Raw genomic sequence first — 25,569 nt, forward strand, 5'->3', positions numbered from 1 at the left:
GGCCCCCATGCGCGACACCCCCGAGCGCGCCGGCCACTGGACCGGCGGCAACCGCATCGACCTGCTGGAGAACGGCGAGGAATTCTTTCCGCGCGTGTTCGAGGCCATCGGCGCGGCGCAGCGCGAAGTGATCATCGAGACCTTCATCCTGTTCGAGGACAAGGTGGGCCTGGCGCTGCATGCGGCCATGCGCGCGGCGGCGCAGCGCGGCGTGAAGGTCGACCTGATGATCGACGGCTTCGGCTCGCCCGACCTCTCGCACGCGTACCTCGAGAGCCTGGCCACGGCGGGCGTCAAGGTGCGCGTGTTCGACCCGGGCCAGCGCTTCCTGGGCCAGCGGCTCAACGTGTTCCGCCGCATGCACCGCAAGATCGTGGTGGTCGACGGCGAACGCGCCTTCGTGGGGGGCATCAACTACTCGGCCGACCACCTGCTCGACTTCGGCCCCAAGGCCAAGCAGGACTACGCGGTTGAGCTGGCGGGGCCGATCGTGGCCGAGATCCACCAGTTCGTGCTGCGCGCGATTGCCGTCGGCGGCAAGGGCGTGGGCTGGTTCCGGCGAAGGCTGAAGCAGGCCCCGCCCGTGTCGCAGCTGCAGGCCGCGGCGGGCGAGGCCGACGCGATCTTCGTCACGCGCGACAACCGCCGCCACACCAACGACATCGAGCGCCACTACCGCGCCGCGATCCGCGCCGCGCGCGAGCGCATCGTGATCGCCAACGCGTACTTCTTTCCGGGCTACCGGCTCATCAAGGAGCTGCGGCGCGCGGCGCGGCGCGGCGTCGATGTGCGGCTCATCCTGCAGGGCGAGCCCGACATGCCGATCGTGAAGACGGCCGCCGGCATGCTGTATCACCACCTGCTGCACGCGGGCGTGCGCATCTACGAGTACTGCGACCGCCCGCTGCACGGCAAGGTCGCGCTCATGGACGACCGCTGGAGCACCGTGGGCTCGAGCAACCTCGATCCGCTGAGCCTGTCGCTCAACCTGGAGGCCAACGTGGTCGTGCGCGACACCGCGTTCAACAAGGTGCTGTGGGAGCGCATGGACCATCTCATGCAGCACAGCTGCAAGCAGATCGGCCCAGACGACCTGGCCAGCGAGTGGAGCGGCTGGCGGCTGGTGCGCAGCTTCTTCGTCTTCCACTTCTTGCGCTGGTACCCGTCGTGGTTCAACCGGCTGCCGCGCCACGTGCCGCGCCTGACGCCGGCCGAGGCGACCGATCTCATGGCGCAGCAGAAGAAACACGGCGACGAAGGCACGGCGCGCACGGAGACCGCATGAGTGCCTCGCTCGCGCTCACGCACCGGCCCTGGTGGCCATGGGTGCGGCGCGTGGCGATCTGGGCCTTCTTCGGCGCCATCGCCTGGCTGCTGCTGAAGCAGGCGCGCACCATCGACTGGGCCGAGGTGTTCGCTGCGCTGCGCGCGCTGCCGGCCCTCACGCTGCTCGCGGCCGGCGCGCTGGCCGCCGCCAGCTTCGCGCTCTACAGCACCTACGACCTGCTCGGGCGCCACCTCACGAAGCACCGGCTCGGCGCCGGCACCGTGGTTGGCGTGACCTTCATCAGCTACGCCTTCAACCTCAACTTCGGCTCGCTGGTGGGCGGCGTGGCCTTTCGCTACCGGCTGTACTCGCGCCTGGGGCTCGGCAACGAGACCATCACGCGCGTGCTGGGCTTCAGCATGCTGACCAACTGGCTCGGCTACCTCGTGGTGGCCGGCGCCGCGTTCTGCTTCTGGCCGATGGCGCTGCCGCCCGACTGGAAGATCGATGGCGGCGGCCTGCGCCTGCTCGGCGCGGTGCTGCTGATGGTGTCGCTGGCGTACCTGGCGCTGTGCGCGTTCTCCGATGGCCACGTCTGGCGCGTGCGCGGCCATGCGCTGCGCACGCCGAGCTTGCCGATGGCCTTGCTGCAGCTGGCGATGTCCTGCGCCAACTGGTCGCTCATCGGCGGCGTGATCTGGGTGCTGCTGCAGGGCGAAGTCGGGTATCCGCAGGTGCTCGCGGTGCTGCTGGTCGCCGCCGTGGCGGGCGTGGTCACGCACGTGCCGGCGGGGCTCGGCGTGCTGGAGGCCGTGTTCGTCGCGCTGCTGGCGCACGAGGTGGCGGAAACCCGGCTGCTGGGCGCGCTGCTGGCCTACCGCGCGCTGTACTACCTGCTGCCGCTGGCCGTGGCGCTCGTCGCCTACCTCGTGACCGAGGCGCGTGCACGGCGTTTGCGCGCGGATGCCGGCAACAACCACAACAAACGTTAAATATTGCCTGCAGAAAGCAATCGATCGGTGAAATGACGGTCAGGAATTGTTGCACTGCAACAATTTTCACTTCGCAGGCCTATAGTGGCCCTCTGTTCCCCTACGTGCCCTCTTCCCATGTCGTCCTTCAGTACCACCGCCCGCGTGGCCAGCCCGCTGATGCAATGGGTCGACCTGGCCCTCAAGACCCACGAGACCCTGCTGTCGTCCGGCACGGTGATCCGCATGCGCACCGAGCGCATGGCGAAAGCCGGGCTCACGCCCAGCGCCGCCGATCTCGCGGAGTTCCAGTTGATGGGCCACGAAAAGCTTGCTGCGGCGAGCGAATCGGGCCTGGCGATGGCCAGGCAATGGCACAGCAGCCAGGCCTCGCTGGCCCAGCGCGCGTGGCAGCAATGGCTGCAGGGCACCACCGCCCTCTTCTCGCTGGCCGGCAGCTTCACGCCGGCCCAGGCGGCCACGCATGGCGATGCGCTCGTGCAGGCCACGGCGCGCGGTGCCAGCACGGCGGGTCAGCTCACGGGGGTGGCGGTGCGCATTGCGCGCGAAGGCCTGAAGCCGATCCACGCCGCCGCCACGTCGAACGCGCGGCGGCTGCTGGCCGAACTGCAGGCCTGACGCCGCTGCGTTTCAGGGTGGCGCCGGGACCAGCGTCACCAGCGTGATTTCCGACGGCGCGCCGAAACGCTTCGGCGGCCCCCAGTAGCCGGTGCCCCGGCTCACGTAGATCCACATGTCGTGCAGTTTGTGCAGGCCGGCCGTGAACGGCTGCTGCATCGGCACGAACAGGTTCCACGGAAAGAACTGGCCGCCGTGCGTGTGGCCCGACAGCTGCAGCTGGTAGCCGGCCGCGGCCGCCACCGGCGCGCTGCGCGGCTGGTGCGCCAGCAGCACGCGCGTGTGCACCAGCGGCGGCGCGTCGTACAGCGCCAGGTGCGGATCGCTCGCGTGCGCGGCATCGAAATGGCCGGCGGTGAAGTCGGTCACGCCGGCCAGCACCAGCGCACTGTCGAACAGCTCTTCGTCGGTCTGCGCGCCGCGCACGTTGCGCGTCTGCAGCACCACGTGCTCGTTCAGCAGCACCTTCAGGCCGAGGCGGCGCAGCTCGTCGATCCAGGCGTGCGCGCCCGCGTAGTACTCGTGGTTGCCCGTGACCACGAAGGTGCCGTGGCGCGCGCGCAGCCCCGCCAGCGGCGCGATGTGCTCGCGCAGCTCGGGCACGCTGCCGTCCACGAGGTCGCCGGTGATCGCGATGGCGTCGGCGCCGAGCCGGTTCACTGCGTCGACGATGCGCTGGATGTAGCCGTTGCGGATCGTCGGGCCCACGTGGATGTCGCTGAGCTGGGCGATCGTGAAGCCGGCCAGCGCCGCGGGCAGGCCGCGAATTGGCACGTCGACCTGCTTCACGCCGGCCGTGCGGCGCGCGTTGACGAAGCCGACCAGCGACACGCCCGTGGCGAGCGCCAGCACCGCCAGCGCGCTCCAGGGCCCGACCTTGTCCCAGGGCACCTGCAGGCCGCCGAGCGCGCTCGCGAGCCAGGCCAGCAGCAGGCCGAGGTCGCGCACCAGCGTCAGGATGAACAGCGAGGAGAACCAGCCCATGCTGATCAGGCCGATCCAGTGCAGCGTTTCGCCCGCCGGCTTCGCCTTGCGGCTGGCCTTCTGGCTGCGCGACACGAACGGCAGCGGCATCGTGACCGCCGACACCGTCAGCAGCACGAGCGCGAGCGGCCACGCAGGCGTGAGCGACGCCAGCGCGGGCAGCAGGCGCAGCGCGATGTAGACGTGCAGCAGCGCGGTCAGGACGCTCAGGGGACGGATCGGCATCAGGGCGGGGGAGACGCGGGCATGGCCCGGGACACGTCATCTGCAAGGCGCATGCCGCGCATTCAAGGCGTCGAAAGCTGCCTGGGTCGCTATTTTTTCTATAGCGCAAGGCAACCGGATAGCGGGCGTTGGGGCGCCGCGGGCGTGACGGTTCGGTGTCCGTTGCGGCGCGGTGCCGCTGTGCTTACCGCACCGTGCGCGTGCCGGCGGAGGCCATGTCGGTGCCCGCCGGCCATTCGAACACGGCCTTGGCCGGCGCGCCCAGCGACACCTGCAGCGTTTGCTTGAGCGTCTGGCCGCCGATGCGAGCCTCCACTTCATAGCGGCCCGGCTCGAGCCGCGCCACCATGAACGGTCCGCCCGAGACCACGTTGTCGAGCAGCGCGGTGCCGTGGCTGTCGCGCACGGTGACATGCACGCCGGCCGCGAAGTCGGCGCGGCGCCCGTCCTTGATCGCGAATTCGAAGCTCGCGGGCCAGCGCGGCGACACGGTTTCCATCAGCTGCGCCTCGTCGTGGCCGATGCCGCCGCTCATGTACTCGACGCCGTGCGCCATGAGGATCGGCGGGTTCATCGCGGCCTGGGCCGGCTGCGCCGAGAGCGCACCGCCGAGCAGCACGAGCAAGGCGGCGCCCGTCGCCGCGGCGATGGGCCGTGCGTGCGAGAACAGAAACAGGGGGTTGGTGGTGGTGAGAGACATCGAAGCCTTCCTTTCCGGGCGGTGGTGGCGACAGGCCACTCAGGAGGGCACTGTGCCGGGCACGACTTAAGGAAAACTTAACAACTGCGCGCGGGCCGCAGCGGCCCGCGCCGGGTCAGCGCGCGGAAGTCTGCGCCAGCGCCTGCGTCTGGGGCAGCGGCGGCGCGATCGAGGCCATGTCGAAGTTCGACGGCCAGACGAACGAGGCGCGCGCCGGGATGCCGGCGATCACGACCAGCTGCTGCGTGAGCGTGAGCCCACCCAGCGTCACGTCGACGTCGTAGGCGCCCGGCTCAAGCCGCGCGAGCATGTAAGGCGCCTGGGTCTGCACCTGCATCACCGTCTGGCCTGTGTATTTCTGGCGCACCTGAATGTCCGCCTTGGCCGGGAAGCCCGCCTGCTGCGCGCCCTTGCCGTCGTTCACGCGGAAGTCGATGGTCGCGGCCCAGCGCGGCGCGACCATTTCCAGGAAGGCGGCTTCGCCCTTGGCGGCACCGCCGCACATGTATTCGATGCCCTGCGCGACCTGGATCGGCGGGTTCGAGAACGCATGGGCCGGCGACACGGCCCCGAGGAAGGCCGCGGCGACCGATGCGCCGCCCAGAACCAGTGCCGCCACGGGCTGTTGGAAACGCTTGGGGTTCATTGCTCTGTGTGTCCTCGATCTTGCGTGACAGGAAATCCGTCAGGAATTTTGCTTAGCAAGAGTCGGGCTAGATATAGCGTTTACGAGGAAGCTTCTGCGTTGCGCAGGTGAATGCTATTGTTTTCATAGCTGGTGACGCCCGTGTGACGGGCGCCAGCCGCACTTTTCGGGAGTCTTTCATCGGAAACCCTGAGACGGGGCTCGAGACCGCCCGGTGACGGGCCCCTCACCGAGTCGGCGCAGCCCTCGCGTGGCGTGGGTCCACCGTGGCCCCTGCGTCTGCGAAATCTTCAGCCCCCATTGCTCGTGCTGAATCGGCAACAAAAGACGGAAGTTGGGCGCAATTGACTGGGCATACCCTAGCTATTGAAGGCGGTACAAAGAAATTAGGCTCGGCCTTTCCTCCAAAGCGCTCAATCCAAATGCCTCATCCAAATCGCCGATTCATTGTTCTGTTGATGGGTTTTGGACTGGCTGCCCAGGCCATCGCACAGCAGCCCGCGCCTGCCGCCGCACCGATCCGCATCGGCGTCATCGGCCCTTTCACGGGGCCGTCGGCCGATTTCGGCCTGCCGATGCTCAACGGCGTGAAGATGGCCGTCGACGAAATCAATGCCGTGGGCGGATATCTCGGGCGCTCGCTCGAACTGGTGATCAAGGACGACCAGGCCAATCCGGACATCGGCCGTTCGCAATCCCAGGCCCTCGTCCATGAAAAAGTGGTCGCCACCCTCGGCTTCTGCAACACCGGCGTGGCGATGAATTCACTGGCGGTTTTCAATGACGCGAAATTGCCGCTGATCGTGCCCTGCGCCACCGGTTCGCCGCTGACCTCGACCTATCCGCCGGCCACGAGTTATGTGTTTCGCACCTCGCCCAAGGACAGCATCCAGGCGCCTTTCGTGGTCGACGACCTGCTGGCGCGCGGCTGGAAGCGGGTTGCCGTGCTGCACGACACCACCGGCTATGGCGAGGCGGGCGTGAAGGATGTGGAGAAGGCGCTGGCGGCCAGGAACCTCAAGCCCGTGTACGTGGGCCGCTTCCAGCTCGGCGTGAAAGACCTGACGAAAGAGCTGTCGGAGGCCAAGGCGGCCGGCGCGGACGTCATCTTCAGCTACACCGTGGGCCCCGAAAACGCCGTCATCGCACGCGGCCGGCAGGCCCTGAACTGGAAGGTGCCGCAGGTCGGCGCCTGGCCGCTGTCCTTCCCTTCGTTCATCGACGGCGCGCGGGAGGCCGCCGAAGGCGCGTTGATGGCGCAGAGCTTCATCGCCGAGCCCAGCAACGAGCGTCGCTCGTCGTTTCTTTCCAACTACGTGCGCAAATTCAACACCAAGCGCATCCCGGTGCCGATGGCCGCCGCGCAGGCCTACGACGCCACGTACCTGCTGGCCCATGCGATGTTCAATGTGCCCAGTGGCAAGCTCGAAGGCCCGTTCATCAAGGCCGCGCTCGAGCAGCCCAAGCGGCCCTACTACGGCGTGGTCACGACCTACGACAAGTCGTTCTCGGAAAACGACAAGGACGCGCTGTCGCCCAACATGCTGGTGATGGGCGTGGTGCGCAACGGGCAGATCACCTTCGCGTACCCGGAGGATGCGAAGCGCAACCTGTTCGTTCAGCGCAAGCAGTAAGAGGAGCCAAAAAAAAAGGGGGCGCTTGCAGGCGCCCCCCCTTGGTGAACAGCGCGACACCACCGGTGCCGCGCCATCGATCGTGTGGACATCGGCAAAGTTCTGCCGGTGGGGTCTAGTTCTGACAATGCTTTAGCGAAAATGCGACTTCTATGTTCCGCCGGTAGTAGGCACAGAAATCCGCCGTCTTGCGAAAAAATTGGGTCAAAGAACCGCTGGTCGGTGGTCCGCGCGATGCTACCTGCCCTGAAACCGTTCAAACAGCGCTGAACGTGGCTTCTTGCGCGTTGCCCGTGATCGTCTTATGCGCCAAGCCACATTCGGACATGAGGGCCAAGGCCGACCCGAGCCGATCTGCGGTCCTCCTAGGCACCCACGCCTTTTTGGCGTTAGTTAGCACGGAGGACAGGCCCTTGTCGTCGTGGCAGAGGCGCATGCGGCTCTTTTCGTCGCCTGATCGCGCAGACGCTACCCCCAGATGCTGCGCCACAACGAAACTGCTCAACACTTTGTACAACACGGCACTGAACGGTTGCGACTCGTGGTTTCTAATGAACGTGGCCCACTCCCCCAGAGGCCGTCGGAAGCGAGCTCCCGCTGATACTTCCCCGGTGGTGATTGGGTCGGCTTCAAAAGCCTCCGCGTAGCGCGCGCTGAGCAGCAGCAGACGCATAGCCAAGGGCACGACCTCGGGTGCGGTGCCACGGGCTTTGACGGCTGCCTCCAGCTTGTCGCACAGTGACATAACGTCTAGTTCTTCGGGGTCTTGCTGGCCTGCCGCAAACAGTTCATCCAGGTCAGTGCCTACGCCCCGCAGCCACGCCATCTGTCGTTGCAGATATTCCGTGTCCATCGCTGAGTCGACCTGCAGTTCCAGTGTGGGCAGGGCCAGGTTAACCAAGTCTTCCACACTGACTGCCGGTGTGTGCAGCAAGCACCGCTCCAGCCAGCCAAAAAGCGCCTCCATGGCCAAGCGTTGCGCTTGCCGCACCTGCAGCAGTTGCCAGTAGCCCCGGACCTGCTTAAATGTCTGGACTTTCGGGTGCGTCAGCAGCGTGAGTGGAAACTGATAGGCCATGGCACTGCGTAACTGCACTTCACTGAGCGGCTTTTCGTGGGCCCGCAGCGTCTCCAAGGCATACAGCAGTACCGCAGAGCGGCGCGCATCCGGGCCGCTATTTCCAATAGCTTCCGGCTGGAACAGGCGCTGCCTGAAAGTCTCTTTTTCAAGCGCGCTCACCTCCTTCAAACTCCAGGCCAGATCGAACCGCTCGTCAATGAGGCTAATAGGGGCCTCAACAGCATCTAGCGAACCGATGAAATCGTACTGCTCCTTGGTCAGGTGCTCACGCAGCCGATTTTCCAACTCTTGTGCAAGCGCCCGACCGGAGTCGGTAGGCAGCAGGAAGCCTTTTTCTGTAAAAAGAAAACTCAAGCCGCTCAGATTCCTGAGAGAAGGCCCGTACAACGCTGCATCCATGATGCTGCCCTGCCGCTGGAAAGACCCAAACTGAAATTTAATCAGTTCCGAGGTTGGAACACGCTGCTGGCGCCCCGGCAATCCTGCGGCATGGCCCGCCTGCACTTGGCTCAAAACGTAAACGGTCTCTACTTTCTGCTTGAAGACCTCGAAGTCCTTGTCGGAGACCGTCGAGCGACTTACTGCCACTTGCCGGAAACGCCAAACCACCCACGACATCAATGAGAAGGGGCGGATCATTGAAACGACGTTGTTCAGGCCCGGCAGAAGCTTGTCCATCATTGTCAGATTCAGCGCGCGCAGCCCCAGGTAGTCCACGCCCGACGACTCTTCGCTGTGGGGCTCGACAAAAAACGGCGCATTGCTCATCCGGCCTCCCGGGCAACCAAAAACTGACCACACCTGCACTGGTATGCGCCAAATTTGTTCAAGCGCCAGCTGATACCAGATTCCAGATGGCGGGGGCGGCCTTTCATCGCGGTCGTGTACGGGGTGCTGCATTGCCGATTAGGGCATTGGATCAAGCTGCGCACGTCCACGAAGCTCACTTTGCAAGGATCGTTTTGATGCGCTTCGCTCAGTCGCTGGAACAGAGCGGCCACCTCCGGACTGAATGCAGCAATATCCTCACCGAGCATCGGCGCGCGCTCGTCCAGGGCGCTCAGTAGGATCTGTCGCTCCGTAGGTGTGCTGAGTACGTCATGCAGTGCCTCCGCCGCCAGAGGTACCTGCTCCGCCACGAGGGCTGTCATACGCGGGTCCTGCAGCCATTCTTGGGCGATGGTCAAAACCCTCGGGACTTGGACGTTGCCGCTGTCGCAGAAGGCAGCAACTCTTCTATGCAGTTCCCGCCGCGGATCCAATGCTTGTCTGAACTCCTCCGATCCACCTGCATTGCCGGGGCTTGAGAAACTATTCAGCCGACTGTTAAGAGCGCAGGCCGCCGCAACGCCGAAAACATGCTTGGCCATCCATGCTTTTTCCTGCCAGGGCAACCGCACCTTGCATACCTCGCGCATCCACACCTCACGCAGAAATGCGAGCGCTGCGTCCGCCTCCCTGCGAACGCCAACCTGATAAACAAGAACTACACCCAGCCACACCATCAACAACTTCAATTTGGTTCTGTCCGCATCTGCAGCCAGCGCCGGCTGGCGCACCACGATTTCGTTTAGCTCACTCAAGCGAAGGTGTAGCACTTCGTAGACTGAATCCGCCGTGCGCAGGGAGCGCGCGGATTTTTTGTTTCGAGTCTTTTGCTTGGTGCTCCCTTCCTCTTCCTCATCCCGGTCAGCACCAGGCAGTTGGCTGAATGGATCGCGACTTGGTACCCGCTTTCCATCGCCGCCGCCGTGAGACGGAGCATCGCTTCGCTCGCCGAGCTGCGGCAACAACGCGTTCATCATCTTGTCGAGCAGGTCCAGCCCGCGCACACCGGCGTTGAGGGCGTGCAGTAGCGACCCATGTGGGTTGAGCGGTTTGGATTCGACGCCAGCGCCCAGTGCCGCGAATTCAGTGCCGGAGATCTCGTTGTGCTTGACCTCATTTCGATCGGACTCGGTTTTGGCTGCGAAGATGCTGGTGATCTGGATATGTCGATTCGACTCCCGAGCGATGATGTCCAGCACGGTTTGCGCATCTTCCGCAGTGGACATGCCGTCTGCCACCCGAAAAACCGCATCCATGACCTGCCGGCTCTGTGTCTCCAGACGTAAAATCTGGGAGATTTGCACCCATCCCCGAGCTCGGGTTTGGCCACGCTGCAGCGAAATCTGCAGAGTACCAAGTCGAGAGGCGTCGTGCATGCCCAGGCGAGTGCTGAAGTGCCCCGCTTCGTCCAGTTCGACCTGGTCGCAAAACAAGATGGTTTCCGCCGACTCCAACGTCAAATCCCATGGGCCGGCCACATTGGACGCCAGGATCACACCTTGTAGCTCGCGGGTCTCGCTCAAGATCGCGAACACGCACGGCAGCTTGGCATCTTGGCGCTGAGGGAACTCTCCTGCTTGGTAGCTGGGCTCCTGTGTCTCGACCCAGCACGCGCTGGGCTGCGCTAAGCGTCGCAACACACCTGCCTCCACGTTTTTTGTGGAGGTAAACGATGTGATCGTGGCGTTGAAGCTCCCTGTCAGGAGCAGCGCACCTGCCTCGCCGCGCAACTCGAACCACTTTGCATGTAAGCTGCGTTGGGGCTTACTGTTTGGCACCGGCCGCATGATGCGGAGCGACTGAACATGCGAGCGCACGTGCGCAAAAGGGAAGGCACTGGGCTCCTGGGAGCGGCACGGCACCCCCGCCACGAGCTGAGAAACACCAGTCTGCTGTGCCAACTCTAGGATCGGCAAAGCCGACTCATGATGGTACGGTGACAGCACTAGCAGTTCGTTCCACTGGCCGCCCGCGCTGTGCGCGGCCTCAAGCATCTGTGCCTGACCACTGCGCACCAAGCAATGCACGAAGTTCACATCTCCGGCATCCGCACCGGTTGCTGCGGCAATACGCATGCGCGCGGCTACCGACTCCCAAGAGCCGGCCTGTGTCACTTGAATATGCTTAGCCGCAGGCAGCCGTTCCAAGAAATCTGCGCACTGGGTGAAGGCTCCGGCTGCTGTAGACGGCCGCAGCACCTCAAGCACCTCGATGCTGCCGCCATGGCCAGGATAGGTGAGGTTGCCGCTGCCTACCAGCAGGATGTCTTGTTCGGGCGATTCACCTTCGAAATACGCCAGCTTGGGGTGGAAGATCCCCGAGGCTACCTTGATCGGTAGCACAGAGTAATCGCGCCCCACTCCTTGGGAGAGCTGCTCTGTCAGCGAATCGCGATAGCCCGCCGTATCGACCAAGATGATCAATGATTCGCAGCCGCTGCGTCTAAGGGCCGGCAGCAGATGCGATTCGACATAGGTCAGAGATAACGTGTAGGTTGTGAAAAACGCGCTCTTCCATTTACCTGTGGCAACTACCTCTAGTACCGAGCGCGGCTCCGGCGCCGTTTCAGCGTCAACCTGCTTCTCATCATCCGACACGTCATTCCCGGTTTCCGCCACTTTATATCCTCTGCTCGCCCGGGATCTTGATTGGTGTCATGACGGATAATCCTGGCATAGCGGACGAAGTTTCTTGAAGCCAACCTGAGCTTGTGCGGGGCCAGTTTTGTCCGGTCGCAGCATTAGAGAAGGTCTTCGGCATCTTGAATGCGCGCTCTGAAGAATCGCTTGCCCCCATTTTCGAGTCGTCCCCTATCTATCCACTTGCCAGTGAACTGGAAGTTTTGATCGATGCGTACGATGAGCAGTTTTTCGAAGTCGCCTGAACGCTTAACGACCACGCAATCATTGCCCTTCTCTGGCGAAATCGTTTTTACCTCGACAAGCCTTCCATCGATGGTGCCGTCAGAGCCGGCGTGATGCGTGCCGTGACGACACAGTCCGAATTTGATTTCCGCGTAGATCTCTCCGAGTTCACCCCAGACCTGGAGGTATCTGCCGGTGTTTCTGTAGTGACGTTCCGCGCAATCCACCAAGTCCTCGAAAATCTCGCTCTGCTCCAAGGCTGAATGAGGGAACCCCTCCCTGCTGCGGTACGGCTCCCGCGGCAGCAAGGAATCGGCAGCGTCCGCCGCCTCCTCTGCGAGCTCCTCGTCGATCCACTCCTTGCTTAGGTGCACCTCTTCCCAAGGTGCGTAGCCGAGGCCAGCAGCCAGCGCGACTTCGTCAGCGGAATAGCCCTGATCGCGCATCTCATGCAAAAAGTCCCAGTCGCTCACGATTTCCCCCAAGTCATAGGTCTTCCGCCGATTGTTTCCTGCGCCTCGATTAGGAAACAAGAACTGTGCCCCGCTTCTCGTCCGCCACGATCGAAACGAAAATTGAGGCTCCTCGCAAAGCGCGCCCGACCTTCGAACGGTCCGTGGCGGCCGCCAGCGTTGGTCCCGTGCCGCCATCTATCAGTCACTGCCATACAACAAGATCCGGACATGGGTCATGGCCAAACGATCGACCGTCTCCTGCAACCGGTTGAACTGCGTCGGCTGGGGACGAACCTTCTGCACCGCCGATAGATGCAGCGTCGGGCTACGGAGTCGCGGCCTGAGGGCTCCATCACTGGCCCTGAAGCGAGCTGGGGTCACCCAACTCCAGCACCAAGGCACGGGCTGCCAGGACGGCCGGCTCCTGCGCGATCCAGCTGGATATGCCATCTGCGTAGTGCGCGACCAGATGCGCCTTGATCTGCAGGTTGCGTAGGTGCTGGATCTCGCCGACATCGGGAAAATGCCTTGTCACCAAGATCACGCGCCTCACCGTCTCGGGCGATCCATGTCTCTGCACCTCGTGGGCGACAGCATGGACTAACGATGAACAGTCTGCCAACGCGTCTGCGACATCGTCGGGCAGACCAATTGCATTCTCCACGATCAAATTGTCGAGGCGATGGTTGTTCGGATAGCGAGAGAGAACAATGGCGGCACGCCCGCGGAGCGTCGACGACAAGAGCCCGTCGGCTTGCATCTGGCGCAGCAGTTCGCGGGCCGTTCGCAGAGCACAAAAACGTTCGTAGGCAGTCGTCATATCGGTCTCCCCCCCGGTTACGATGAACCTACGCGGAATCGTCAGCGACGATGCGAGAAGCCCTTCGCGGCAACCTAAATTTCTAGACGTGTACTTTTAGAAAATGGCATATGCGACAACGACTTGCAGAAGACTTCTTGTTGACGGCCGTCGAGGTAGGTGATTTGCTCGTCATGGTCTAGGCTGGTGGCATGGCATCGCTGAACCAGCTCACTGACTCCAAGACTGTCGGCCCAGGCGGCCCCGTGGACAAGGTCTCCGAAGAACAGGCTCGTTCAGCAGCATGTCTGCCATCGGAATCGGACTGCGACAAAGATGCTCGTCCGCCCGTGGTCTTGAACGTCCCGCTACATTGGCACCTTCTGGCTACACGCGCGCTAAGGCCTTCGACACTGGCTTCCGCCATGGGCGCCCTGTCGGAGATTCGACGCCGCAGGGTCGCTGAATCGACCAAAGAACTTGTGCACGACGGACGCAAAGCGTGACCATGCCGGGGATCGATTTCTTCGATGCACTGCGGTGCGGGCTTCAGAGGATCGCATCGGAGGAGCTTCGCGGTGCTACGGCGCGCCAGCTCACGAGCTCTGCGGAGCGTTCCGCACGCGTCCGGACTGAACCTGTCCCAGAGGTCGACATTTCGCTGACAGAGTTCGTGGCGATGACGACGCCGCCGATGAGGCATGGGGACGACACCCAACTCCAGGACTGACAGCTAAAACTTGCGATAACGCTGCCAAGCTCATTTCATGATGTGAGGGTGCGGTTCTCCGACCATTGGGATTCCTTGTCCCAAGTTCAAGTCGCGTCCTTGACGTTTACGGTCTTCAATGCCGTGAACATATCGCTCAGCTTGACCAGCTGTCCCCGCCCGCCGTCTCCGGACGCGACCGGCGTAACGCCCAGGCTCTCTAACCGCGACGTCAAGCCACGACTGGATGAATGGCAGGATTTCGCTTGCCTCGCCAGGGGCGCGTATGTTTGCAAGAACTCGACCAGGTCACGCACATCAACCACCCAAGGTTCGCCTTGCTCCAGCGGTTCCCGGCTTGCGGGAAGGACGCCTAGGTCAACCCAACTTTTGACCGCGTCGTAGTGAGCTCCCATCATGGCGCTCACCTGTTGCAAAGTCAGCCCTCGTTCGACGTACCACGAAGCAATACGCTGGTCGACCTCGTCTTGCGCGAACATCAGCCCACCAATGCTCAAATGCTCGTCGTGGTCAACCGGCGTGAGTTCACCGGCCGCGATCGCACGAAAAAGGCCGATCAGGCGCGGCATGTTTGTCGTGCGTCGGAAGCTCAGTTCCCGCATCGGGATAGATGCGACGATCTTGCGATCCTTGTTGTCCTGGGCGAGTTTGCGCAAGCGCTCAACTAAGCTGAGCAGCGGGACGTGCTGGACGTGGCCAGACACAACGGGGGCTGTGTCACTTGGATCGGAGCGCATGACCCATCCAGCCTCACACATCAGCTTGTAAACGGATTTGGGAACGTTGAGGATATTCCGTGCGTCCGTATCAGTGATGTGCTCGAACTGAATTTGCTTGAGGCGTTGGATCTCTTCACGCGATAAGAATCGCTGACGGTAGCGCACGGCCTCATCGTGAATACTCGCCGAGATCACATACCTGTCGATGCCATCATTGATGCGCTCAGTGCTCACCCGTAGTTCGGCGGCCGCTTCCTTGACAGAGAACCACCGCTTTTCAACGGTGGCGATACTTTGGATACTGTTTGATCGCGCATTAAGCTGCCCATCATGCGATGCAGTGATTCGGTTCGCTGCAGCCACTCGCACTGGGTGAAACGCGTCCTGGGTGTATTTCCGAAACAGAAAGTAGAACCAGCGCCCGTACCTTGCCGCCGCTCCCGTGGTCGCGACCACCGGTACGGCCTCCATCATCTGTTTCAGCCGAGCGTCGAATCGATGTGGCCAGTCACTGAGCAATTCGAACAGTGGGTCGAGCCGCTCCACCGCTTGCTCAACAGACTTAGGCAGGGGTAACTTGCCCGCCTTGGCAAGCAGCTTACCGTCCGACGTACAGAAGTGGTTCGCAAGCCCCAAAACGTACAAGTCGATCTGGGCCGGGACACCCCCGCCCATGAATAGGGGGAAGCTCGAGCCTTTGGGATGTTCACCCATGAGAAGAGATGAAAAATCAAGCTCAGCCCTGGAAGCCTGCGTTGTCGTTGGCACACGCAAATCTGCACCGCAATCGCACAGGTGTGGCAAAGGTCTCGTGTGGCGGATCGAGTCGCCACACTGGTGACAGTAGTCCATTAAACGAGTCCCATGCACGGCACAAGCTGTGGCAAGGCAATGGGACCAGAGTTGCCGTGAGTACGACGTTTCCGCCAAGCATTGAGGGCACACCGCTTCCGAATCAGGTCGGGTAAAACTTTTGCGCAGAACAGCACGCATTGGTTCAGTCGCTGGCGCGATTGAAGCCAGTACGGTCGCTTCCAACTGAAGAAACGATGCCAGTTGTGGCAACTCGACGGCAGGCAGGCGGATCGCGCGTGAGATTCCGAGCGTGTTGAGAAGATTGGTGCGCGATGCCATCACATTTTCCCGCGCCCATCGACCAAGAAATCCCGCCAGGGACTCGTCAAGGTGCGGCGTTAGACGTCGAAGCCACTGAATTCCTTTCTGGGCGTTGCGCTTCGTCATCAGTGCATACCTCGGCCACTGCGCAGAGCGCGCTCCAATGCATCCCGATGCGCGCCATTGAGCTGTACATCATCAATCGCTTTTTGAGCAAGGGGGTCGGCTTTGTCTTTGGGATTGCGTTTGTACTTATCCTTGTATGCCCGAGAGAGAAGTTCATGGTCCAAGCATTTGCGCTTCTGCCCGACCTCCTCAATTCGCACTAAGAAATCCCTAGCTTTGCCGATATAGCCGCCGCCCCCGAGATAAGCTGCGCGCGTTAGAAACTCCGTCTCAACATCGATTCTCCAGCCATGGTCCCTGAGATGCGTGATGCCGGCCAGAACCATGCTTTGAAACTGCAATCGATCTTCAATGACACTCCACGCGTATGGCTCAATGCGAGCGCCGACCAAGCCGCGGTTTTCAAGTTGATCGTTATCTGCGTACATGCGGATCACGTGAGATAGTCCTGCAACCACAACGGAAATACCTGACAAATCGGCCAGCTCTTTGAAGAAATCGGCTGCGTGGCGATTTTCCTTGGTTTGAGCGCGTTCACTCGATCTTTTCTCTACGAGGTGATTGGTTTCGTCGATCAACAGAACCAGAACGCCGGCGGTCTCCATCGTTTTCCGGGCCTGCTTGATGATCTCATGCGACTTTCCTTTAACGGGGATGTCGCCAAGAATCGTGGTGATGATCTGAATGGCCAGCGCTTCGTTGGATGCCGTAGACGGCATAGGAACCAGGATGATTTTCCTATGTCCAGACTCGCTAATACGGTTGGCAAAGTGCGCGTCGAGATCTTTCAGTAATGCGGTCTTGCCCGCGCGGGAGTCTCCCAAAAGCGGGAAGATGATGGGGGTCGCGCCACCCAGCACCCGCTCGATTTCCTCGACCAAGGCGTCAAAAGCCGCTTTGTACTGAACGTGATCGAAGATCCATCCGTCAAAAATGGTTTTGCTCAACGGGCAGCTCCCATTTGTCGTCCACGTGGCGGATTGGTCGAGTTGCCAGTCGTGGGAAGTGGTGGTTCGAATGTGGTTGCGGGAGGCGTCTTTGGCATGGTCAGTTTGGTATGCTCCGCGGCCTTGATCAGCATGTCGTCAATGCGTGCCTGCATAGAACGGCTGCGGCTGGAATTTCCTTTTGCTTTGAGCTCTCTGTACTCCACCAACGTTTCGGCAAAGGTTCTGCGGTTTAGAGCCTTCTTTCCCTTTGCAATTAGCGCTTTGATGGCCTTCGCAGAGGCGCGATCAACGCTGGCACCCTCAAGAAGCTTTTCATGAGCCGCGACATGCTCACCGCCGCCGGGTGGTACGACGTAGATGGTGACTGCGTCTAGGTCAGTGTGCAGGAACTCATACTTGCCTGGTCCGTGCACTAGATATAGTGAAGAGAGCTCGTCGGAGTGATAATTCCAGCCATCGAAATGGATGCCGTCGTGTCCGAGTGCGCGGGTCTCGCGCTTGAAGCACAACGATTTCTCGAATTCGTCTCGACTGACAGGTACAGGTTGAGTGAATGTTTCCGCCATTTCATTCCAGATGTCGACTGGTGCGACTGCCTTACGGCACCTGATGGACCTAAGATCGTTGCCGCGCAATGAGTATTTGTCATAGACATATCGATAAATCTTTCCCCGAAGTTCCTCCAGGGTGAACAACTTTTCGCCAGGCTTCACGGCACGTTGCTCGCCATTCACAGATGAGGTAGTGGCTCCTGCCAAAGTCAAGATGTAGAGCTTCAGGATTCCGTTAAACCGCTCTACGTACGGCTTCTCCTCCGGTTTATAGGGTTGACACCGTGCGCTGTCCCCGAACAGCTGTCGAACTAATTCAATGGCTGCCTTACCGATGAATTCGGACCCGTTGTCGACCCGCAGCGTGACAGGCTTACCGAACACCTCAATCCTATTATTGATGTGGTACTTTTTATCGAAGTCAGGAGGCTTCGGGAAGTACATGAAGCGCAGGGCTTCTACAAACGGCAGTGTGGACGCCTTCTGAATTGTGAGATGCAGTCCGACGATATAACCTGTCGCGACATCGATGGCCACATAAAGAACGGGCCGGCCGATTTCTCGTCCGTTTTCGTCCCGAACCATAATGTCTAGGACAGTCGCGTCCATTTCGACGCACTCCCAGAAGATTCCGGTATCGTGGGCTCGAACGGCTCTACGGGTGATCGCGCGTGCCGTGCGGCCATCCATACGCATCTTCATCAGTTTGGCCCATGGCATCGCCCGCAGGAAGTTGCGTAGTTTCTTGATGGAGTGGCGAGCAGGGGCGACATCTCCCTTACGCTTCTTCCATTCCTCATCGAATCGCGCTTCGACGAGTTCCCAAGTGGCCGTCAGGGTAAAACGGTCCGTACCCATTACGGCAACGTCGACGACTTCCTGAATAACTTCAAGCAAAATTTCTTCCGGCCCTTGAAAACGATTGCCGCATCGATTCCATGCTGGTGAAAGCATGGATTCATGGCCCTTTGCCAACCTCCGCCAGTCTCGCAGCGAGCGTTCGCCGGGCGCGAGGCCTAGTCCTTGCTCTTTGCAAAATTCAGGTAATTTCGAGATGATGTCTTTGATCAACGATCCTTGCTCACGCTCGCGATCGAAATAGCCCAAAATCTTTGTTCGCCTTTGACGTTCGCGTGCAGCCGAATCGCGCTCGTTTTCGCGCCAGTTGGTCGACAAAGGGACAAGCATTCCCTTCCCATCTGAGACCAACAAACGGATGTCGCCGTCCACCACCTCTCTTCGGAATTCGTCCGGCGTGAGGATGGTCATGTCGCCATCGTCCGAATGGATTTCCAGCTTTTGGTGCATCTGCCGAAGTTGGCCGACGTATGCATTCTTGCCATGTCGGCAGATCTGCAGTCCGGCCTTTACCATTTGCGTCATTTACAACCCCAACTGAAGCAATTGAAGGTGGCTTAGGTCGCCATGGGCTTGCCAAAGCACGGTATTCACATTGAAGTTGCCGCTACGCAGATCGCACGCGATGACCCCCGAGACAAGCCCAAGGTAGATACACAGGTCGGATACCGCACCTTTGATATCACCCAGCAAAAATTTTCCGGCTTGGCCATTAACTTGCTTGACCAGGTCATCCAGAAGCGGTCGCTCATCGTTGTCTCGTCGGTATTTCATGGCGTCGCGCATGTGAACGAGATTGGCATGTAGTCCGCGATGCTCGATCTCGGTACTGGGCACGACTAGATAGTGAAAGCCAAGGTTGTTTAGAACCCGGCCGCGCCGGGCGAGTGCTTCTCCGCTCCTCGCCACTTCGGCGGCAGACTTTGCCTCGACCACCAAGGGGACGGGAAAGGTGCGGCCGACGAGGAAGTCCGGCGTATAGAGACGCTCCAGAGGCGGCTCACCGTCAGTTCGCTCAGGGCGGGCACGGGGTGTTGCCTTGAGCGCTTCGGCTTTTGTCGCGAAGATTTTCTCGAGGTCCAGCCGAACGGTGAAGGGCTGCGGGCTGATGCTGACGGTTCGCGGGTCGACGTCGAGAGCGAGCATCGTGGTGCTTTCATCGGCGGTCTCGACGAACATTTCGCCGCCGGCTTTGTAGCTGCCGACGAGATGGCTTCGCTTTTGGTGACCGCGGACGCCCAACGGGCGAGCACCCTTCTTTGATGAGAGCGCGCTCATCTTTGTGAGCCACCGCAGCCGGCCGGCTTCGCTTTTTGGTTTTGAGCAATCCGCTGCGGGAGTTCAGAGGCGCCGCGCTCGGCCTCCAGCAGGTTGCACACGATGTAGTGGAACGGGATTGCTGGACCTTGTCCAAAAACATCTGTCAGCGCCACAACCATGACTGCTTGGTGCGGCTGCAGACTTTGTTCTGGCTTCAGCCGGCTGACGAGCTCGGCTCGCTCCGGAGCAACGCCCTGGTCCATAGGTCGTGTTCTCAGACGCGTGACGAGGTGAGGTAGCAGCGACATTTTTGGCCCTTTCTTCGCAGTTGATTTCTACGAATCGTAGAAATGACTCAACGCAACATAAGATCAAAAAGATCGCATTAAGCTACATCTGTCGCAACGACGCAACAGGGAATCGAGATCAAAAAGATCCGGATCGGGTCGAAAGCTGTGGCACAGTCCCGATCGACTTCTTCAAGAATCGTGTCTGATCTACCTCCTAATCGATTGCCGATCGCCCAACAAGAGCGGCTTCTCTACATCGACATGAAGCTGCGCTTCATCGGAGAAGTGCGCCGGCAGGACCTGATTCATCGTTTCGGAATTCAGACTGCAGCGGCGACGCGCGACTTGGCGCTGTACCGTTGGGAGAAGCCAGACAATTTGGTTTTCGTATCGAGAACCAAGTCGTACGTCAGGGCTCAGCAGTTCAAACCGCTCTATGACACGGTAACGTCGGCTGATGCGCTTGCGTGGTTGTCACCCGCCAGAGGTGAGACAGGCCTGCTCGATCCAGAAGTGCGTCTACACGTCGAGCGGCCGGCAGCTGGGGCAGAACCGTCACCAGATGCCGTGGCGGCGATCACTCGTGCAATGGGAGCTGGTGCCAGCCTGTCGTTAGCCTACCGCTCCCCCATCGAAGGAGCTAGCCACCGATTGGTGGTTCCCCACGCGTTGGCAGACGTGCAGGGAAGTTGGCTTCTGCGAGTTTTCGATCGGTCGATTAAAGATTTCAACTCTCTACGCTTGGGTTGGATCGAAGACGCAACGCTCGTCATCGATGAGATCTACGGTCATGAACGTAGTCAGGCCGACTCGGCGTGGCACACCATGCGGACCCTCGAGCTGGTGCCTCACCCAGACAACGTCGCGCATCCAGAGTGCCTGAGAGCTGTAGTCGAACAAGACGCTAGGTCATGGCGCGTGGAAGTTCGAGAGGCACTGCTCGATGCTTGGCTGCAAGGAATGCGCGTGGATTCAACACGAGGCCATCGACTGCGGGGTGACGAATACCTATGGTGGCTCAAGAATGATTCATTTGAGAACAAGGCCGCATGACAGAACGCTATCAACTGTCGTTCACGACCGGCGGCATCTTCCTGCATGAAGCACCTGACGTGGCTGCTCGCTATCTCGAGCTTAAAGACTGGTCCATCACTCGCGCTCAAATTCGAGAGGAGAACATCCTGCAGGTGCGCACGGCAGCTGCGGCCACCCGGATCAGCAAGGAGATCACTGCACGCCTTCAGCAGTTGAATGACACTGAGCTTCAGACGTTGGTGGAGTCGGGTCTGCGAGATCGAGGCTACCTACTCTGGATTGCGGCCTGCCGAAGATACGCCTTCATCCGAGACTTCGCCACGTCGGTGCTACGCGAGCAATTCTTGTCGCGTCGGCGCCAAGTGGTCTCTGCAGACTACGACAGTTTCTACAACGGCAAAGCGCTTTGGCATGTCGAGCTCGACGACATCGCTCTCTCCACGCAACTCAAGTTGCGGCAGAACCTGTTCCGCATGCTGCGCGAAGCAGACCTGATCTCTGCACAGCACGAGATTCATCCTGCTCAGCTCAGCCCATATGTGGCACAAATCCTGGCGCAACAAGGACGGCAGGAGCTGTTGGTCTTTCCGGCCACCGATAACGAAATCCAACGATGGCTTCAATGAACCTAAAGATCAGCCACCAACCACTCGCGATCCGCTTCGATCACCTAATCCAGGTGATCGGCGGCGAGCGCTTCCTGCAGATGCGTGGTTTGAACAACGATCTGCCTTTCTACATCTGCGAGTTTCGGGCCGACGAAGCATTCGAAATGCAGCGGATGCAGCGTCAACTCATAAGCTCTTTGGCCAACCTTCAGGTGCCATGTCTAGCCGGTCGAGGAGTCAGAGTGCTGGAGATCAATCTATACGATCTCTGCATTGAGCTGCTGCAAACCCGTGAGGGCAGCAGTGATGGCAGCCGCCTCTGGGGTGAAGTCCTGGCGGTTGAGTCCGACGTTGACAAGGACAACCTGCTCGAACTGCTGCAGAACGTCCTCGGCATCGAGGACTACCTGATTCCCGCGATCGGCGAGCGTCTGCAGCTGGTCGATTTCGACGTGCTGTTCCTGACCGGTATTGGTGAAGTCTTTCCCTACATCCGGTCGCACAACGTGCTCAACAACCTGCAGAGCACGGCAAAAACCAAGCCGACGGTAATGTTCTTCCCTGGGGAGTACCGCCATTCCTTAGAGCAAGGGGCGTCTCTGGAGCTGTTCGGGCTGTTGCACGACGACAAGTATTACCGCGCCTTCAACATCTACGAGACCCAGGTTTGATAAGGGCCCCCATGGAACTCAATCGCATTTTCAAGCAGCCGGTCAGCCGCCCGATAGAAGGCGTCATTAAGGCCGATGACGAGACGAGCCTGTACGTAGAGCTGAACGAGTACGTGCTGACCGACGAGATTGCCAAGCGTCTTGAACACTTTCTGGACGCCTACAACGACTACCACGGCGCAAATGGCGTCTGGGTTTCTGGCTTTTTCGGGTCGGGTAAGTCACACCTTTTGAAGATGCTGGCTTTGATCCTGGAGAACCGCAGCATCGATGGCAGCACAGCACTCGACATCATCCTTCCCAAGATCTCGAAAGATGACGAGCTGCTGCGCGCCGCGCTGAAGAAGGCCGTGGCAATTCCCTCGAAGAGCATCCTGTTCAACATCGACCAGAAGGCCGACATCATCAGCAAGAGTCAGGCTGACGCCTTGCTCTCGGTATTCGTCAAAGTCTTCAACGAGACATGCGGCTATTTCGGCAAGCAAGGCTACATCGCCCACTTTGAGCGAGACCTAGACAGCAGAAACCAGTTAGACGCTTTCAAGGTCAGTTATCAGCAGCACGCCAACAAGCCTTGGGAACGCGGCCGAGAGCAAGCGCTGCTGGAGGCGGGAAACATCGCCCGCGCCTATGCGGAAATCACCGGTGAAGATTTGACACTGGCCAAGGGCATCCTGGACAAGTACCGCGCGCAGTACAGCGTGTCCATTGAAGACTTCAGCGAACAAGTAAAGGCATGGCTGGACAAGAAGCCGGCCAACTTCCGTCTTAATTTCTTCGTAGACGAGGTTGGACAGTACATCGCCGACAACACCAAGCTGATGACCAACCTGCAGACTGTCGCGGAAAGCCTGGCCACCAAGTGTCAAGGCCGCGCCTGGATCATCGTCACCGCTCAGGAGGATATGAACTCCGTCCTAGGTGACATGAACAAGCAGCAAAGCAACGACTTCTCGAAGATTCAGGCCCGCTTCGCCAACCGGCTAAAGCTCACCAGCGCTGACGTTGCCGAGGTGATTCAGAAGCGTCTGCTCACCAAGAACGACATTGGCACTGAACTGCTGGCCACCACATACGAACAGCAGTTCAACAACTTCAAGACACTGTTTGAGTTCGCCGATGGTGGGCAGCAGTACACGAACTTCCGTGACGCTGAGCACTTCACTTACTGCTACCCGTTCGTACCTTACCAGTTCCCGCTGTTCCAGGCTGCCATCCGGGGCCTCTCGCAGCACAACGGCTTTGAAGGCAAGGCCAACTCCGTGGGCGAGCGCTCCATGCTCGGCGTGTTCCGGGATGTGGCCATTGCAATTGACCCGAAGCCTGTTGGCCAATTGGCGACATTTGATCGAATGTTCGAGGGCATCCGTGGCGCGCTCAAGAGTGCCATCCAGAGCGCCATCAACAATGCCGAACGTCACCTGCATGACGACTACGCCGTGCGCGTTCTCAAGGCGCTCTTTCTGGTCAAGTACGTCAAGGAGTTCAAAGCCACGTTGCGCAATCTCAGCGTGCTTATGCTGGAGCGCTTCGGCGACGACTTGCCCGCTCAGCGCAAGCTTTTGGAAGCCGCACTCAACAAGCTGGAGCAGCAGACCTACATTCAGCGCAATGGCGACTTGTACGAGTACCTGACCGACGAAGAAAAAGACGTCGAGGAGGAAATCAAGAATACAGAAGTCGAGAGCACGGATATCCTGAAAGAGCTGGAGACGCTGCTGTTCGACGGTGTCATCAAGCAGCGCAAGATCCGTCACAGCAACGGCCAGGACTACGCCTACACCCGCAAGATGGATGACCGCGCCCTAAGCCGCGAGCACGAACTGGCCATCCACATCGTCACACCGCTGTCGGACAACTTCGACAACGTCACGCTGCAGCGCATGCAGAGCATGGGTCGCGATGAACTGCGCGTCGTGTTGCCGGCCGATGTGCGCTTCATGCAAGACCTGACGATGTACAAGCGCACCGAGAAGTACATCCGCCAAAACAGCAACACTCCTCAGGAGGCCGTCAAACGCATCCTGGATGCCAAGGGCTTCCAGAACACTGAGCGCCTGAACGAGCTGCAGGTGCGTGCCAAGTTGCTGCTGGGCAAGGCCACGCTCATCATCAATGCTGCAGATGTGGACGTTAGCACCGAAGACGGCCAGACCCGCATACTCAAAGGCTTCGAGCACCTGCTGCAAACCACTTATCCCAACCTGCACATGCTGCGCGATGTGCCGTTCAACGAGGCGGATATTGGCAAGCATCTGCGCATGATGGAAGACGGGCTGATTGCCAATGACGCCACGAGCCTCACCGAAGCTGAGCAAGAGCTGCTGGCCTTCATTCAAGGCAACGCCCGGGGCGGCGTGCGCACCACGGTCAAAAGCCTGATCGAGCGCTTCGAGCGCAAGAGCTATGGCTGGTACTACGCAGCTATCTTGTGCAACCTGGCGCTGCTGTGCGCGCGAGGCAAGGTCGAGGTGCGGCAAGACAGCAACTCGCTGGAGCGCGACGTGCTGGAACGCAGCCTGCGCAACACCAATTCCCATGCGTCACTGGTGCTGGAACCCCAGGTGGAGTTCAGCGCTTCCCAGGTGCGCGCACTCAAGGACTTCTTTGCCGACTTCTTTGACAAGCCAGCCAACAGCAACGAGGCGCGAGCACTTGCGCGAGAGGCCATCGATGCACTGAAGGAGCTTGAGATCGAACTGGCCGGCCTGCTCGGGCAGAAGACGCAGTTTCCGTTCCTGAGCGTGCTGACGCCAGTGCTGGCGACGCTGAAAGACGTGGCGGGCAAGAACCCCAACTGGTTCCTGACCGACCTTGCCCGCGCCGAAGACGCCCTGCTTGACACCAAGGAAAACATAATCGACCCACTGCGGCGCTTCATGAACAGCCCGCAGCGCGCCATCTTTGAGCAAGCCCGCGCGCTGGCGGCCGAGCAGGAAGACAACTTTGCCTATGTGTCCGCTGCCGAAGTGGACGCCGTGCGCGACATCCTTGCCGATGGCAAGCCCTGGCAAGGCAACCGGCTGCAGCAACTCAAACCCAAACTGGATGCGTTGGAACAAGCAATTGCTCAGCAACTGGCCAGCGAAAAAGACACCGCTTCCAGCCGCCTGTCAGAACTGGAACAAAGGCTTCAATCCACAGATGAATATGCCCGCCTCGGCGCTGCGCAACAGAATCAGCTAACCCTGCCCTTTGCCGACACTCGCCGCGCGCTCGAAGGCCATAAGCGCATCGCCATGATCCGCGATCAGCTGCGGCACTTCGAGGACGAAGGTTTTCCGCAGCTGCTGGTACAGCTGGGGCAGTGGGCGAGGCGCGAAGCCCCGGCGCCAGCCCCAACACCAAAGACGGCTGGTGGCGGAACACTCGAGCTGTCAGGGGGCACGGTGGCTCCCCCGCCCGCCAAGCCCGAGCCCAAGCTCGTGCCGGCCCGCACCATCAAGTTCAGCTACGCCAAGCCCTGGCTGACCAACGAGGCCGAACTCGACGACTACCTGAACAAACAGCGTGAAGCCTGGCTGAAGGAAATCCATGCCGGCAACCGCGTGCAGATCTGAGC

20 protein-coding genes are annotated in these 25,569 nt (G+C 60.5%); 8 read left to right on the top strand and 12 right to left on the bottom strand.

Annotation, left to right across the window (positions count from 1 at the left end; translation table 11 throughout):
* Positions 1–7 precede the first annotated feature (7 nt).
* The 3 genes from clsB to AC07Q9_RS17550 all read left to right on the top strand — a co-directional run bounded on the left by clsB (position 8) and on the right by AC07Q9_RS17550 (position 2,877).
* The gene (gene clsB / locus AC07Q9_RS17540) at positions 8–1,285 is read left to right on the top strand and encodes a cardiolipin synthase ClsB (RefSeq protein WP_495310962.1); all 1,278 of its coding nucleotides are present in this window, start codon (positions 8–10) and stop codon (positions 1,283–1,285) included.
* Positions 1,282–2,259, top strand: a complete 978-nt coding sequence (locus AC07Q9_RS17545) for a lysylphosphatidylglycerol synthase domain-containing protein (protein ID WP_495310963.1) — start codon at positions 1,282–1,284, stop codon at positions 2,257–2,259. The genes clsB and AC07Q9_RS17545 overlap by 4 nt, the downstream gene beginning before the upstream one ends.
* Before the next feature lie 117 nt (positions 2,260–2,376).
* A complete protein-coding gene (locus AC07Q9_RS17550; protein WP_495310964.1) occupies positions 2,377–2,877 on the top strand; it encodes a polyhydroxyalkanoate granule-associated phasin in 501 nt (166 codons plus the stop codon).
* 12 nt (positions 2,878–2,889) lie between these two features.
* On the opposite strand, the gene AC07Q9_RS17555 is transcribed toward AC07Q9_RS17550, so the two are convergent.
* The 3 genes from AC07Q9_RS17555 to AC07Q9_RS17565 form a co-directional block, all read right to left on the bottom strand.
* On the bottom strand, positions 2,890–4,086 hold the full coding sequence (locus AC07Q9_RS17555) for a metallophosphoesterase (protein WP_495310965.1): 1,197 nt from the start codon (positions 4,084–4,086) through the stop codon (positions 2,890–2,892).
* A gap of 184 nt (positions 4,087–4,270) precedes the next feature.
* On the bottom strand, positions 4,271–4,786 hold the full coding sequence (locus AC07Q9_RS17560) for a hypothetical protein (protein ID WP_495310966.1): 516 nt from the start codon (positions 4,784–4,786) through the stop codon (positions 4,271–4,273).
* Between the two features lie 115 nt (positions 4,787–4,901).
* Positions 4,902–5,432, bottom strand: coding sequence for a hypothetical protein (locus tag AC07Q9_RS17565; protein WP_495310968.1), 531 nt, complete (start codon positions 5,430–5,432; stop codon positions 4,902–4,904).
* Between the two features lie 458 nt (positions 5,433–5,890).
* Between AC07Q9_RS17565 and AC07Q9_RS17570 the strand changes: the two genes are divergently transcribed.
* On the top strand, positions 5,891–7,066 hold the full coding sequence (locus AC07Q9_RS17570; protein ID WP_495310969.1) for an ABC transporter substrate-binding protein: 1,176 nt from the start codon (positions 5,891–5,893) through the stop codon (positions 7,064–7,066).
* 256 nt (positions 7,067–7,322) lie between these two features.
* Here the strand turns inward: AC07Q9_RS17570 and AC07Q9_RS17575 are convergent, their stop codons facing one another.
* From AC07Q9_RS17575 to AC07Q9_RS17615, 9 genes are all read right to left on the bottom strand, one after another.
* A complete protein-coding gene (locus AC07Q9_RS17575; protein WP_495310971.1) occupies positions 7,323–8,915 on the bottom strand; it encodes a hypothetical protein in 1,593 nt (530 codons plus the stop codon).
* Positions 8,912–11,593, bottom strand: coding sequence for a phospholipase D-like domain-containing protein (locus AC07Q9_RS17580; protein ID WP_495310972.1), 2,682 nt, complete (start codon positions 11,591–11,593; stop codon positions 8,912–8,914). The genes AC07Q9_RS17575 and AC07Q9_RS17580 overlap by 4 nt, the downstream gene beginning before the upstream one ends.
* 122 nt (positions 11,594–11,715) lie before the next feature.
* Entirely contained in the window at positions 11,716–12,312 is a 597-nt protein-coding gene (locus tag AC07Q9_RS17585) for a hypothetical protein (protein ID WP_495310974.1), read from the bottom strand.
* Between the two features lie 334 nt (positions 12,313–12,646).
* Positions 12,647–13,114: a BPSL0761 family protein gene (locus tag AC07Q9_RS17590; RefSeq protein WP_495310975.1), complete on the bottom strand. Its 468-nt coding sequence runs from the start codon at positions 13,112–13,114 to the stop codon at positions 12,647–12,649.
* Positions 13,115–13,909: 795 nt separating this feature from the next.
* Positions 13,910–15,784 (bottom strand): TniQ family protein, encoded by a 1,875-nt coding sequence (locus AC07Q9_RS17595; protein WP_495310977.1) that lies wholly within the window; start codon positions 15,782–15,784, stop codon positions 13,910–13,912.
* Entirely contained in the window at positions 15,784–16,731 is a 948-nt protein-coding gene (locus tag AC07Q9_RS17600; protein WP_495310979.1) for a TniB family NTP-binding protein, read from the bottom strand. The genes AC07Q9_RS17595 and AC07Q9_RS17600 overlap by 1 nt, the downstream gene beginning before the upstream one ends.
* Complete coding sequence (locus AC07Q9_RS17605; RefSeq protein WP_495310981.1) at positions 16,728–18,668, bottom strand: integrase catalytic domain-containing protein; 1,941 nt, start codon at positions 18,666–18,668, stop codon at positions 16,728–16,730. The genes AC07Q9_RS17600 and AC07Q9_RS17605 overlap by 4 nt, the downstream gene beginning before the upstream one ends.
* Positions 18,669–19,421 carry a hypothetical protein gene (locus tag AC07Q9_RS17610; RefSeq protein ID WP_495310982.1) on the bottom strand — a complete coding sequence of 251 codons (753 nt, stop codon included), beginning with the start codon at positions 19,419–19,421 and terminating at the stop codon, positions 18,669–18,671.
* Positions 19,418–19,666, bottom strand: coding sequence for a hypothetical protein (locus AC07Q9_RS17615; RefSeq protein ID WP_495310983.1), 249 nt, complete (start codon positions 19,664–19,666; stop codon positions 19,418–19,420). The genes AC07Q9_RS17610 and AC07Q9_RS17615 overlap by 4 nt, the downstream gene beginning before the upstream one ends.
* 249 nt (positions 19,667–19,915) lie before the next feature.
* Between AC07Q9_RS17615 and AC07Q9_RS17620 the strand changes: the two genes are divergently transcribed.
* Genes AC07Q9_RS17620 through brxC form a run of 4 tightly spaced genes read left to right on the top strand, consistent with a single transcriptional unit; the run spans position 19,916 to position 25,567 of the window.
* The gene (locus AC07Q9_RS17620) at positions 19,916–20,746 is read left to right on the top strand and encodes a BrxR family helix-turn-helix transcriptional regulator (RefSeq protein ID WP_495310985.1); all 831 of its coding nucleotides are present in this window, start codon (positions 19,916–19,918) and stop codon (positions 20,744–20,746) included.
* A complete protein-coding gene (locus AC07Q9_RS17625; protein ID WP_495310986.1) occupies positions 20,743–21,354 on the top strand; it encodes a DUF1819 family protein in 612 nt (203 codons plus the stop codon). Before AC07Q9_RS17620 ends, AC07Q9_RS17625 begins: the two co-directional genes overlap by 4 nt.
* The gene (locus tag AC07Q9_RS17630) at positions 21,351–22,007 is read left to right on the top strand and encodes a DUF1788 domain-containing protein (RefSeq protein WP_495310987.1); all 657 of its coding nucleotides are present in this window, start codon (positions 21,351–21,353) and stop codon (positions 22,005–22,007) included. Before AC07Q9_RS17625 ends, AC07Q9_RS17630 begins: the two co-directional genes overlap by 4 nt.
* An 11-nt stretch (positions 22,008–22,018) precedes the next feature.
* Entirely contained in the window at positions 22,019–25,567 is a 3,549-nt protein-coding gene (gene brxC / locus AC07Q9_RS17635) for a BREX system P-loop protein BrxC (RefSeq protein ID WP_495310989.1), read from the top strand.
* The last annotated feature ends 2 nt before the right edge of the window (positions 25,568–25,569 follow it).

The organism is Variovorax sp. GW821-FHT09A10 (assembly GCF_059418385.1).

What these genes read in the sequence shown, in the direction of transcription:
- clsB (WP_495310962.1), top strand. Translation starts at nt 8, where the DNA reads ATGCGCGACACCCCCGAGCGCGCCGGCCACTGGACCGGCGGCAACCGC.
- AC07Q9_RS17545 (WP_495310963.1), top strand. Translation starts at nt 1,282, where the DNA reads ATGAGTGCCTCGCTCGCGCTCACGCACCGGCCCTGGTGGCCATGGGTG.
- AC07Q9_RS17550 (WP_495310964.1), top strand. Translation starts at nt 2,377, where the DNA reads ATGTCGTCCTTCAGTACCACCGCCCGCGTGGCCAGCCCGCTGATGCAA.
- AC07Q9_RS17555 (WP_495310965.1), bottom strand. Translation starts at nt 4,086, where the DNA reads ATGCCGATCCGTCCCCTGAGCGTCCTGACCGCGCTGCTGCACGTCTAC.
- AC07Q9_RS17560 (WP_495310966.1), bottom strand. Translation starts at nt 4,786, where the DNA reads ATGTCTCTCACCACCACCAACCCCCTGTTTCTGTTCTCGCACGCACGG.
- AC07Q9_RS17565 (WP_495310968.1), bottom strand. Translation starts at nt 5,432, where the DNA reads ATGAACCCCAAGCGTTTCCAACAGCCCGTGGCGGCACTGGTTCTGGGC.
- AC07Q9_RS17570 (WP_495310969.1), top strand. Translation starts at nt 5,891, where the DNA reads ATGGGTTTTGGACTGGCTGCCCAGGCCATCGCACAGCAGCCCGCGCCT.
- AC07Q9_RS17575 (WP_495310971.1), bottom strand. Translation starts at nt 8,915, where the DNA reads ATGAGCAATGCGCCGTTTTTTGTCGAGCCCCACAGCGAAGAGTCGTCG.
- AC07Q9_RS17590 (WP_495310975.1), bottom strand. Translation starts at nt 13,114, where the DNA reads ATGACGACTGCCTACGAACGTTTTTGTGCTCTGCGAACGGCCCGCGAA.
- AC07Q9_RS17595 (WP_495310977.1), bottom strand. Translation starts at nt 15,784, where the DNA reads ATGACGAAGCGCAACGCCCAGAAAGGAATTCAGTGGCTTCGACGTCTA.
- AC07Q9_RS17605 (WP_495310981.1), bottom strand. Translation starts at nt 18,668, where the DNA reads ATGACGCAAATGGTAAAGGCCGGACTGCAGATCTGCCGACATGGCAAG.
- AC07Q9_RS17610 (WP_495310982.1), bottom strand. Translation starts at nt 19,421, where the DNA reads ATGAGCGCGCTCTCATCAAAGAAGGGTGCTCGCCCGTTGGGCGTCCGC.
- AC07Q9_RS17615 (WP_495310983.1), bottom strand. Translation starts at nt 19,666, where the DNA reads ATGGACCAGGGCGTTGCTCCGGAGCGAGCCGAGCTCGTCAGCCGGCTG.
- AC07Q9_RS17625 (WP_495310986.1), top strand. Translation starts at nt 20,743, where the DNA reads ATGACAGAACGCTATCAACTGTCGTTCACGACCGGCGGCATCTTCCTG.
- AC07Q9_RS17630 (WP_495310987.1), top strand. Translation starts at nt 21,351, where the DNA reads ATGAACCTAAAGATCAGCCACCAACCACTCGCGATCCGCTTCGATCAC.
- brxC (WP_495310989.1), top strand. Translation starts at nt 22,019, where the DNA reads ATGGAACTCAATCGCATTTTCAAGCAGCCGGTCAGCCGCCCGATAGAA.